Source organism: Pseudomonas sp. GL-B-26, assembly GCF_019947405.1.
Taxonomy (GTDB): Bacteria; Pseudomonadota; Gammaproteobacteria; order Pseudomonadales; family Pseudomonadaceae; genus Aquipseudomonas.
In genome coordinates this window covers 16043-27546 of sequence record NZ_JAGYGJ010000069.1, presented here as the reverse complement: position 1 = coordinate 27546, position 11504 = coordinate 16043, and the positions used below count along the sequence as shown (strand labels likewise).

General features: G+C 60.1%; 10 protein-coding genes. 2 read left to right on the top strand and 8 right to left on the bottom strand.

From position 1 onward, the window contains the following. Positions 1 to 95: 95 nt before the first annotated feature. Together KGB23_RS28520 and KGB23_RS28515 are read right to left on the bottom strand one after the other, a co-directional pair. On the bottom strand, positions 96 to 755 hold the full coding sequence (locus tag KGB23_RS28520; RefSeq protein WP_223433475.1) for a methyltransferase family protein: 660 nt from the start codon (positions 753 to 755) through the stop codon (positions 96 to 98). A gap of 59 nt (positions 756 to 814) precedes the next feature. Beyond that, positions 815 to 1753, bottom strand: a complete 939-nt coding sequence (locus KGB23_RS28515; RefSeq protein WP_223433474.1) for a GlxA family transcriptional regulator — start codon at positions 1751 to 1753, stop codon at positions 815 to 817. A 123-nt stretch (positions 1754 to 1876) separates the two neighbouring features. Here KGB23_RS28515 and KGB23_RS28510 point away from each other — a divergent pair, with 123 nt between their 5' ends. Both KGB23_RS28510 and KGB23_RS28505 read left to right on the top strand, forming a co-directional pair. After that, entirely contained in the window at positions 1877 to 2668 is a 792-nt protein-coding gene (locus tag KGB23_RS28510; protein WP_223433473.1) for an SDR family NAD(P)-dependent oxidoreductase, read from the top strand. 67 nt (positions 2669 to 2735) lie between these two features. Further along, positions 2736 to 3668, top strand: a complete 933-nt coding sequence (locus KGB23_RS28505) for a pyridoxal-phosphate dependent enzyme (RefSeq protein ID WP_223433472.1) — start codon at positions 2736 to 2738, stop codon at positions 3666 to 3668. A gap of 52 nt (positions 3669 to 3720) precedes the next feature. Here the strand turns inward: KGB23_RS28505 and KGB23_RS28500 are convergent, their stop codons facing one another. The 6 genes from KGB23_RS28500 to KGB23_RS28475 form a co-directional block, all read right to left on the bottom strand. Continuing rightward, positions 3721 to 4038: a DUF2388 domain-containing protein gene (locus KGB23_RS28500; protein ID WP_223433471.1), complete on the bottom strand. Its 318-nt coding sequence runs from the start codon at positions 4036 to 4038 to the stop codon at positions 3721 to 3723. A 171-nt stretch (positions 4039 to 4209) separates the two neighbouring features. Continuing rightward, the gene (locus KGB23_RS28495) at positions 4210 to 4563 is read right to left on the bottom strand and encodes a DUF2493 domain-containing protein (protein WP_223433470.1); all 354 of its coding nucleotides are present in this window, start codon (positions 4561 to 4563) and stop codon (positions 4210 to 4212) included. Beyond that, positions 4551 to 6200 carry a Na/Pi cotransporter family protein gene (locus KGB23_RS28490; protein ID WP_223433469.1) on the bottom strand — a complete coding sequence of 550 codons (1650 nt, stop codon included), beginning with the start codon at positions 6198 to 6200 and terminating at the stop codon, positions 4551 to 4553. Before KGB23_RS28490 ends, KGB23_RS28495 begins: the two co-directional genes overlap by 13 nt. Before the next feature lie 185 nt (positions 6201 to 6385). Beyond that, on the bottom strand, positions 6386 to 9106 hold the full coding sequence (mgtA, locus tag KGB23_RS28485) for a magnesium-translocating P-type ATPase (protein ID WP_223433468.1): 2721 nt from the start codon (positions 9104 to 9106) through the stop codon (positions 6386 to 6388). Positions 9107 to 9379: 273 nt separating this feature from the next. Further along, positions 9380 to 9676 (bottom strand): hypothetical protein, encoded by a 297-nt coding sequence (locus tag KGB23_RS28480; RefSeq protein ID WP_223433467.1) that lies wholly within the window; start codon positions 9674 to 9676, stop codon positions 9380 to 9382. Positions 9677 to 10182: 506 nt separating this feature from the next. Beyond that, positions 10183 to 11490: an OprD family porin gene (locus tag KGB23_RS28475; RefSeq protein ID WP_223433466.1), complete on the bottom strand. Its 1308-nt coding sequence runs from the start codon at positions 11488 to 11490 to the stop codon at positions 10183 to 10185. Positions 11491 to 11504 lie beyond the last annotated feature (14 nt).

Here is an 11504-nt window from a genome sequence, read left to right as displayed (position 1 = left end):
TGTATAAGGGACAGGCGGTGTGTCATTCGCCATCGATGTGCCTGACACACCGCATTCGCGAGCAAGCCCGCTCCCACATTAGAGTTGTGTTTGTTTCAGTAAACCCCGGGAATCAACCGCCAACTGCGGGCGCAATAAGCCTCATATTCACTGCCGAACTGCGCCCGTAACAGCCCTTCTTCGGCGTGAATGCGGGCGATCAGCGGGATTAGCGTCACCGCGGCCAGCAACAGGCCAACGCCGGAGCGAAAGGCCAGGGCCCAGCCCACTGCAGTGATCATCAGCCCCAGATAACTGGGGTTGCGCAAGGTGCGATAAATCCCGTCGGTGACCAGCGTGTGCCCCGGCTGAATCGCCACCAGTCCACTGAAACGCTTGCCCAGCACAAACACCGGCCACAGCCGCAGCGTGCCGCCGATGATGAACAGCAACGCCCCGAGCCAGCGCACACCTTCGCCACCAAAGGTCCAGAAATCGATCCGGTCGGTGTAGGCCGGCAGGTACCCGCTCAATAAACCGATCACCCCGAACACCGGCAGCACCCAACGATTGGCCCGGTCTTCTCGTTCGCCGGAACTCAGGTTGACCTCAGTGAACAAGGACGCGATGGCCATCACCAAAGTGGCAAAAACAATGACCACCAGCGGTGCATGAGAGAAAAACGCCGAGAATCCGCCAAGCCCCCATACCGCGAGCCCAAGGTAGGCGAGGGTGGAGACAACGGCGAAAAACGCCAGTTTGGCCGAGATTTTCATCTACACCTCCACAAACGGACCTGACACCGTTCATTGTAGGAGCTGCCGCAGGCTGCGATCTACGCCGAACGGGCATTACGCCGAATCACCTGCGGCGGCTGCCCGAACGCCCGCAGGAAGGCTTCGCGCATGCGGCGGCAGTCGCTGAAGCCGGATTCTTCGGCGATCTGATCGAGGGTCAGGCGCCCGCGTTCCAGCATCTGCCGCGCGGCTTCCAGGCGCAGGTTCTCGATGGCTTTGGCCGGTGATTGACCGGTTTCCGCCCGGAAAGCCCGGCTGAACTGCCGAGGGCTGAGGCGCGCGACGTCCGCCAGTTGCTCCACCGACAACGTCTCGGTGAGGTGTTCTCGCGCATAGCCAAGGACGGTTTGAATGCGGTCGGATTTCGCTTCCAGTTCCAGCAGCGCCGAGTGCTGCGACTGGCCGCCCGCGCGGCGGTGGTACATCACCAGTTTCTGCGCCACGGAACGGGCCAGCGCGGCGCCGTGATCCTTTTCCACCATGGCCAGCGCCAGGTCGATGCCGGCGGTCATCCCGGCGGAGGTCCAGATCGAGCCGTCGACGACGTAGATGCGATCTTCTTCAACCTTGATCGACGGAAACCGCGCTTGCAGCTCCCGTGCATAAGCCCAGTGGGTGGTGGCGCGCCGTCCGTCGAGCAAACCGGCCTGGGCCAGGACGAACGCCCCGGAGCAGATCGACGCCGTGCGCCGTGCGGTTTTAACGCTGTCGCGCAGGTAAGTCAGCACGCCCTCGGGTGCCTGCTCGAGGATGGCATCGCCACCCACCACAATCACCGTGTCAAACACCCGCTCACCAAAGGCCTCGGTGCCGACGCTCAGCCCACCGGAAGCGCGCAATGTACGGCCGTCTTCGGACAATACGCTGACGTCATAAAGCGCTTCGCCAGCGCTGAAGTTGGCGTACTCGAACACCGGCATGGCGGCCAGCGCCATGGACTGGAACCCTTCAAACACTACAAACGCCACGGAAGTCATCGAGATGTCCTCAAAAGGTCATGTCCGAAAAACGTACTTTAAACGTCATTTGAGACGGGCGTTAGACCCTTTATAACGGTTCACACCCGGCGACGTTATCGCCTCACTGTGAAGGAAATCGACATGGCCCTCTCATCCAAAGGTACCGCTCTGATCACTGGCGCTTCTTCGGGCATCGGCGCGGTGTATGCCGACCGTCTCGCCCGGCAGGGTTACGACCTGATTCTGGTCGCCCGCAGCCAGGCAAAACTGAACGCCCTGGCCAACCACCTGAGTAACGAAACCGGCCGCGCCGTGGAAGTGGTCGCCGCCGATCTGAAAGACAAGGCCGACGTGCGGCGGGTAGAAGAAATTCTACGCTCCGACGCCAGTATCACCCTGTTGGTCAACAACGCCGGGGTCGGCGCTGTCATGCCGCTGCTCGGCAGCCCCGTGGATGACATGGAAGACATGATCACCCTCAACGTGACCGCTTTGATGCGCCTGGCTTACGCGGTGGTGCCAGGCTTCGTCGCTCGCGGCGCAGGGACTGTGATCAATATCTCCTCGATCGTTGCCATCGCCCCGGAAATTCTCAACGGCGTGTATGGCGGCACCAAGGCGTTTGTCCTCGGCCTGAGTCAATCCATGCACCGCGAACTGGCCGACAAAGGCATTCGCATCCAGGCCGTATTACCAGGCGCCACTGCCACCGACTTCTGGAGCGAGGCCGGCAACCCGGTGGAAAACCTGCCGCAAGAGATCGTGATGTCTGCCCAGGACATGGTCGATGCCGCGCTGACGGGCCTGGCGCAAGGCGAAGTGGTGACCATTCCTGGCCTGCACCAAGGCGACCAATGGGACGCCTACGAAGCCCAGCGCCAGACGCTTTCAGGCTTGTTCGGCAATTCCACGGCAGCACCGCGTTATCGCTGAAGCGGTAGCCGCCGGGCAGGGTGAACTAAGCTTGGATTAGGACCGTTCACCCTTAAGGAGCACCACCATGCTTCACATCAGAACGCCCTTGATTCTGCATCCAGACCTGTCGACCCCAGCCCGACGAATCTGGCTCAAGCTGGAAAACCTGCAACCCAGCGGCTCGTTCAAACTTCGCGGCATAGGGCTTTTGTGCAGCCAGGCGGCGGCGCAAGGGAAACGCAAAGTGATCTGTCCTTCCGGCGGCAATGCCGGGTTTGCCACCGCCGTGGCTGCCGCCAGACTGGGATTGAAAGCCTGCATTGTGGTGCCGAACACCACGCCGGAAACCACTCGCGCACGGATCAGGAAAACCGGTGCCGAGGTGATCGTCCATGGCAAGGTCTGGGACGAAGCCAATCTACGGGCCAAGGAACTCGCGCAGGGCGCGGACACCGAATATGTGCCAGCCTTCGATCACCCGGTGCTGTGGGAAGGGCACAGCACGATGGTCGATGAAATCCTCGAGGATTGCCCTCAGGTCGATGCGCTCGTGATGTCGGTAGGGGGCGGAGGATTGCTGGCGGGGATTCTCACCGGATTGATCCGCCACAAACGCATGGACTGCCGGATCATCGCGTGTGAAACCCAGGGCTCTGCGTCTTTTGCAGCCGCTGTCAGTGCCGGACATCCGGTCATATTCCCCCGGATCGATACGGTCGCCAGGTCGCTCGGCGCTACGTTGGTGGCTGCCTGGCCGGTGCAGCACATCCTCGATTTCCCCCACGAGTGCGTGGTGCTCAGCGATGACGAGGCGATCATGGGCGTGGTCCGTTACGCCAATGATCTGCGTCAGTTGGTCGAACCGGCGTGCGGTGTTTCGTTAGCGATTGGGTACCTGGACCATCCGGCGATTGCCGGCGCCCATGATGTGGTGATTGTGGTGTGCGGTGGCGTGAGCATCAGCGCGCAACTGGTGGCGGGTTGGGCGCGATTATCCACCGGTGCTGAAACAAGGTAGGGCTGCAAACGCTATCCGGGTCCCGCAAGCCCCACCGTTACTTTTTCAGCCTTTATTGACCCGCAGCTACGCCTTCCTGGACGAGGATTGCTCTGGCCAGGTCTTCGTCGCTGGCGTTGAGGCCGGGATTTTCCTGACGAATCTGCTTTAAGTACGACTCCAGATAAACACCACGAATCGCGCCGCCACTGGCAACGAAGCTGGAGGCGTCATCCCGAGCCGGAATCACCCGTTTGTCATCCTTGAACGTCGAATACAGCGATGCGGATACCCCGGCTGACGTGGCGACATCTTTTGCATCTACATCGGCCATGGCTGAACCAACGGGCAAACAAAGCACTAGTGAAGAGATGATAATCAGACGGCGCATGACGGTGTCCTCTGAAAGCGTGAAGCAAAAAAGGAAGTATCTCATCTGTAGGATGCGTGGCGGTCGTCAGGAGTTCCCTGCCGATGCGTTATCAGTCCAAAGCCTGCGCCTGAAAAAGCCCAACCCCTCGCCGCTCCCACAGGGTTCCTCTTTTACTGACAGATCCTGGATTTAGCCCCAATTCGCTAGCGATAACGTTTGCAAACCCTTCCCCCGAGCCTGTGCGACCAGTTCTTCAGTGTCTTTACCGCCGGGCAGGGCGATGACCACGTCGGGGCGGCTGTCGTGCAGCATGAAGTGGTTGCGCAAGCGTTCGGCCAGTTTGCCGTGGCGTTGCCAGTTGGGCGGGTAGCGCACGATGTCGGCGCCGTGTTCACGGGCCCATTCCTCGATGTCGGCGCCCAGGTATTGATTGCCGCCATGGATCAGCACCTGCACCGGGTACAGGCGCTGGAAGGCGTCGAGCACGCCGCGGCATTGGCGGCTGTCGGCGTAATGGCGGCCGGCACAAATCAGGACGCGCATGGCGAGGCCTCCTTGGTCTGATCATCGCCCAACGGCTCACCCGCCCGTTCCAGCAGCGGATAGGCGAGGGCGGCGATGTGGTGGTGTACCCGACGATAGTCACGCAGCACGCGCTGAAAGATGTCGCCGGATTCAGCCCAGGTGTTTTTGTCCTCCTGCAGTTTGCGAAAGTGCTGACGGCTGGCGTCGGCTTCGAGTCGCCGGACGCTCTCCTTGCGGCTGATCAACTGGTGCGCGGTGGCAATGTCTTCGCGCAGGAACACGGTGATCGCCAGGCTCAGGCTTTCCAGCAGCGCCTCGTGCAACGGCGCAATGTTGCGCAATTCGAACACCGAAAAGTGTTCACCGCGGCGCAAGCGGCGCATGGCCACCTGCGTGAGGCTGCTGGAAAGAATGTCCGCGGCGTGTTCGAGGTTGATCACAAACGTGAGGATTTCCTGGGCGCGATCGGCATCGCTGTCGCTGATGCCTTCCTGGCCAATGTCCGCCAGATAGGCGCGAATCGCCGCGCTCAACAGGTCCGTGGATTGATCGATGCGCCGCACCTCATCGGCACAGGCCGGCGCCGAGGTATGGAACAGCTGCAGCGTGCGCTCAAGCATGGCCGAGAGCATGTCGGCGATGCGCAGGGCTTCGCGGGCGGCGTTGGACAGGCCGATGTTGGCGACCTCCAGCCCGGCTTCGTCGAGGTAGCGCGGCATGCCCGGATCGACATCCCGCGCCGGCTCCGGCAACAGGCGAGTCAGCAGTCTGGCCATGGGCTCAGTGAAACCGATGAACACCAGCGCCAGCAAAAGGTTGAAGCCGGTGTGCAAGTAAACCACCAGCGCCGCCGGATCGAGATTCAGCGATGCCAGCCACCCGGCCAAGGGCAACACCACCGCCGCGCCCAAGGCCCGCACCAGCAGATTGCCGAGGGGCAGGCGCCGGCCGACGTTTGAGCCGGCATTGATCACCGACGGTAACGCACCGCCAATGTTCACCCCGAGCACCAGCGCGACGATGGTCGTTGCCGAGAGCATTCCGGTGGCGGCCAGGGACACGATCAGCAGCACCACGGCCACGCTCGAATGGCAGAGCCAGGTAAGGATCAGCGCTACCAGCAGCGCAATCAGCAGGTCGCCGTCGAGGCTTTGCATGATCAGCTGGAACACGGGTGTGCCTTCCACGTCGGCCAGTGTCGAGCCGAGCATATGCAGGGCCATCAGCATCAGCCCCAGACCGATCAATGCACAGCCGACGCTCTCGAAACGCGAGTCATCCCGCAGCCGGAAGACGGTCAGGCCGGTCAGTAAAACGATGGGTGTAAGGATCGAAATGTCAGCGCTGAGCAGCTGCACCACCAGGGTCGAACCGATGTTGGCGCCGAGCATCACCGCCAGCGCCGGGGCCAGGCCCAGGGTGCCGGCGGCGGTGAACGAGGTGGCCATCAGGCTGACGGCGGTGCTGCTTTGCAAGACGCCGGTGATGCCGATGCCCGCGAGCAGGGCCAGCCAGCGGTGGTTGAGGTGCCGGCCCATCCAGTGGCGCAGTGCCGTGCCGAAGCCGCGCAACAGCGCCGAAGAAATCATGTGCGTGCCCCACAGCAACAATGCAATGGTGCCCGCGAGGTTGATCAGTAGAGTCGTTCCCGACATGAGAACTCTCCTTTATTTCGTGTTGCATTGATCGAATTGCTGAACACAAAACCCTGTGGGAGCGGGCTTGCTCGCGAAAGCGGTGGGTCAGTCAACATCAGTGCCGAATGTCATACCGTATTCGCGAGCAAGCCCGCTCCCACATGGATGGCGGTGTTCAATCCATTTGGGCTTGTCTTACGCCATCAAAACCACTGCTTGAACCGGCGGATGTAGATCGTCTTCATGGTTTGCGCCACCACGCAGTAGCTGAGCAAAGTACCCACCAGCCAAGGGAAGTATTCCCATGGCAATGGCACCAGTCCGACCAGCGCGCCCAGAGGCGAAAACGGGATGTAGATACCCAGGCAGATCACTACGCCGGTGGCGAGAATCACCGGCAATGCAGCCGTGCTCTGGAAGAACGGAATCTTCTGGGTGCGCAGCATGTGCACTACCAACGTCTGCGACAGCAATCCTTCGATGAACCAGCCAGACTGAAACAGGCTCTGCATTTCGACGCTGTTGGCGGCGAACACGTACCACATCAGGGCAAACGTGGTGATGTCGAAGATCGACGAGGTCGGCCCGATCCACAGCATGAAACGGCCGATGTTCTTCGCATCCCACTTGCGCGGTTTGCGCAGGAACTCCTTGTCCATCTTGTCCCACGGCAGCGCCAGCTGAGAGATGTCGTACATGAGGTTTTGCAGCAGCAGGTGAATCGACAGCATCGGCAAAAACGGAATGAACGCACTGGCCACCAGCACCGAGAACACGTTGCCGAAGTTGGAACTGGCGGTCATGTTCAGGTACTTCATGATATTGCCGAAGGTTTCGCGGCCCTTGAGCACGCCTTCTTCGAGCACCATCAGGCTCTTTTCCAGGAGGATGATGTCCGCCGATTCCTTGGCGATGTCCGTGCCGCTGTCCACCGAGATCCCGACGTCGGCATCGCGTAGCGCCGGGGCGTCGTTGATGCCGTCGCCGAGGAAACCCACGGTGTGACCATTGCCTTGTAGCGCCTTGAGCACCCGGGATTTTTGCAGCGGCGTCAGCTTGGCGAACACCGTGCGTTCTTCGACCCGCAGCTTGAGGGTGGTGTCGTCCATGTGCTCGATGTCTTGGCCGAGCAGCGGCGTGCCTGGATCGAGGCCGACTTCACGGCAGATCTTGCAGGTGACCACGGCGTTGTCGCCGGTCAGCACCTTGACCGTCACGCCCATGTCGCGCAGTGCGGCAATGGCCGGGCCGGCAGTTTCCTTTGGCGGATCGAGGAAGGTCAGGAAGCCGCGAATCACCATGTCGCGCTCATCGGCGGTTTTGTACTGGTTTTTGCTTTGGGTTTTCGGGATTTCGCGGGTGGCAACCAGCAGTACCCTGAAACCGTCCTCGTTGTACTCGTTGGCCAGGGCCAGCAAGTCTTTGCGTCGCTGTGCATCCAGCGCGACCACCTGGCCGCTTTCATTGATGTGGCTGGCGATGCTGAGCATTTCCTCGACCGCGCCCTTGCACACCATCAGGTGATCGTCGCGGCTGTCCTTGACGATGATCGACAGGCGCCGACGGACGAAGTCGAACGGCAATTCGTCGACTTTGCTGTAGGCGAACGGCACACGGAACGTTGGATTAGCGTTGGCGAATTGCACCACGGCCTGGTCCATCAGATTTTTCAGACCACTCTGGTGATGGCTGTTGAGCCACGCCAGTTCGAGGATCGAATCGTCGCGCCGGCCGTGGCTGTCGACGTGGTGCTCGAGGATGATCTTGTCCTGGGTCAGGGTGCCAGTCTTGTCGGTGCACAACACGTCCATCGAACCGAAGTTCTGGATCGCATTGAGGCGCTTGACCACCACTTTTCGCTTGGCCATAGCCATGGCGCCTTTGGCCAGGTTGGCGCTGACGATCATCGGCAGCATTTCCGGGGTCAGGCCAACGGCAACGGCCAGGGCAAACAGGAACGCATCGCCCCAGTCACCCTTGGAGAAGCCGTTGAGCAGGAACACAATCGGTACCATCACCAGCATGAAGCGGATCAGCAACCAACTGACGCTGTTCACCCCACGGTCGAACGCGGTTTGCACCCGCGAGCCGACGATGGCTTTGGCCAGTGAACCGAAGTAAGTCCGAGCCCCGGTAGCCACCACCACAGCCTTGGCCGTGCCGCTGACCACGTTGGTGCCCATGAAACAGATGTTCGGCAAGTCCAGCAGGTTCGACTGATCTGGCGCGGTGCTGGTGGCGGACTTTTGCGCCACATTGCCCAGGGTGTCGTACTTCTCGACCGGCAAGGCTTCACCGGTCAGCACAGCCTGGCTGATAAACAGGTCGCGGGATTCGATCAGGCGGATGTCGGCCGGGATCATGTCGCCAGCGCTCAACTGAACGATATCGCCGGCCACCAGATCGCGCATCGGCACTTCACGCAGCACCGATTTGCCGTCCTTGTGCTCGCGGCGCAGCACGGTAGCGGTGGTGCGCACCATTGCCTTGAGGGCTTCGGCGGACTTGGCCGAGCGGTATTCCTGCCAGAACCGCAGCAGGCTGCTGAGGCTGACCATGGTCATGATAATGATGACCTTGGTCAGGTCGGCGTCATCCGCTTCACCGTTGCTGATCGGCAGCCAGTAGTCAGTGAAGAAACTGATGCCGGCCAGGGTCAGCAGCACATAGATGAAGGGATTGTTCAGGGCTTTGAGCAGTTGGATGAGGGCGTGAGGCGGCTTGTCGTGGGCCACTTCGTTGTGACCGTTGCGTGCGAGGCGGCCCTGGGCTTCGAGTTCGGTCAGGCCGTCAGTGGTGGCGTTGAGGTTGGTCAGCGTGACGGCCAGGCCGTTCTGCGCTTCCCGGGCGGCGCGCATCGACAGCTTGGCGTTGTCGTTGCTGGCGCCTTGGGCGGTTTTCTTTGCGGTTTTTACAAGGGTCATTGCTGTGCTCCTGCCGCCGGCTCGCGGCACGACACACAGGCACCTCAGCTAATTAAAGACGAGCGCACGTATGTCGAGCCGCCAATAAGCGATCGATTCTGATCGTTGCGTTTTTAATAGTTGATGTTCGCTGTCCGTCGATTGGAGCGTGACGGGCAGCGAACCGTCTACTGGCTTCGTCCATAACTAACTCACTATTTAACAGGCAATAAGAAGTTGCCGAATTCCTTGATAAGGAAACCGTTAAGGAAGGGCTTTTAAAGTGCCTTCAGCTCAATTGAAAGTGCGCGCCCCGAGGAACAGGCCGAACATCAGGCCGGCCTGCTGGAACAGGCGCGCGATGCGCCGACTCGGTGGTTCCTGGCTATCGTCGAGGCTCCAGCGTTGCTGAAGCTGACCCGTCATCGGGCAGACGCGCCAGTTGGCACGCAGTTGCGCCCTGGCAGGGGAGGAAGGGCTGGAAAACGGTGCGCTGGCCCGGGCTGTGGCAGAACGCTCACGGCAGAGCCTGACCCGCATGGTCGAGGCAAAGGCGCGTACGCCGGGCATTACAGTGGATTTGAAGTTCATAACATACCTCTGGACCGGACTGACGCCGGCGAGGCAAGTTACGGTGGAGCATCAAGCTCTAGCGCAGCTCACCCGACCGAAAAGTCGAGTCCCGTCATGTTCTGGGTTGTGTGCCAGAGCCTGCGAATGCGCAGTGAACCGGCAGCGACTAGATACTGTGTCCATTGAATTCTTTTGTGAGTTGAAAAAAGGCCTGTGAAACCGGCCCGCGCAATTTACTCAGGGAGGTGGGTGAAGTCAACCTTCAATACTTGATTAAAGTGCAATTGAATGGAAAAACTTCGGATCCGGTTATTGAAGTTAGAACTTGTTCAGGTAAATGACAGTTAATTGTCATTTTTATGATGCGCGCCGTAGGAACAAAGTTCGCTCCCACAGGGAGTTAAGTTGATCACATATTCTGCGGCCACCCGAGATTCAATGTGGGAGCGGGCTTGCTCGCGAAGGCGGTATGTCAGTCACATTGAAGTTGAATGTGCAGACGCTATCGCGAGCAAGCTTTGCTCCTACAGCAAAGGAATGCTGTAGCTCACGATCAAGCGATTCTGATCCTGATTGCGGGATGCCTCGCTGTTGGACTCGCCGTTACGCCATCCAAATCCAACCCCTTTAAGCGAACCGGACTGAATCACGTAGTCCAGAGCAATATCCCGCTCCCATTCCTTCTGGGTATCGCCAGAGGTCGTCTTGATATCGTCCCCGCTGAGGTACATGACGGACGCTTTCAGGCCTGGCACACCCATGGCAGCAAAATCATAGGCGTATTGACCGAAGGCCGTGCGTTCGCCCGCACGGGTGAAGGTTTGAATCAGGCGGTCGGTGTACAGATAAAGGCTGGAGCCGCCGGCACCCTTGTTGGCCAGGCTGCCCTGATTGAGCTGCGTGAAGTTGCTGCCGCTCGAAACGCTTTGGTAGCCCGCCGTGACTGCATGGCCACCCAAGGTGTAAATCAGCGCGGCGCTCCAGGTTCGGTTATCGATCTCGCCATCATTGCCTTGGGTGTAGCCACTGATTTTGTAGCCTGAAGTGCCCGAGCTGTTTGCACCGGACGAGTCCGTCTTGAAGTAGCGCAAGTCGGTTTTCAGCGATTGACCTTCCGCGATCGCCAGCGTGTGGATCAGGCCAAAAAATTGCTGGGTGTAGTAGTTGTCGAGGTTGGCGTAGTAATACTGGGCCGTCAGGTCCTTGGTGACTTTCCAGTCGCCCCCGGCAAAGTCGAACGCGTTGCTTTCGCGGGTGCCGCCGGTGGCGGCCAACCCCGTCTGATCGCTTGAGCCCCGGCCTGTTGCGTGTTCGATTCGGCCTCCCGTGAGGGTCAAGTCCTTGAATTCGCCCGAGGTGATCTGGCCACCTTCGAAGGTCTGCGGCAGCAGTCGGCCGTCGTTGGAGACGAGGATCGGAAGTTTGGGCATCAGTGTGCCCAGGCGAAGTTCGGTTTTCGAGACTTTGACCTTGCCGGTCAACCCCAACCGGCTCCATTCGTCGACGGCGCGGTTGTCGCTATCTGAAGGAATCATGCTGCTGCCGACGTGCCGTCCCTTGCCACTGTCCAGCGTAATCCCCATCAGGCCCAGTGCATCGACGCCAAAACCAACCGTGCCATCGGTGTAGCCCGACTTGTAGTCCAGCATGAAACCCTGCGCCCACTCTTCGGTTTTCGAAGGCGCTGCGGTGCCGTCACGGTTGTCGTTGTTGAAGTAGAAATTCCTCATCCCCAGTGTTGCTTTGCTGTCACTCAGGAAGTCGGCGTGCGCCTGGGTGCTGAGTGCAATGGCACCCAATGCAAACGTCACCACCGTTTTCTTGTTACTCATCTGAATCGCCCCTT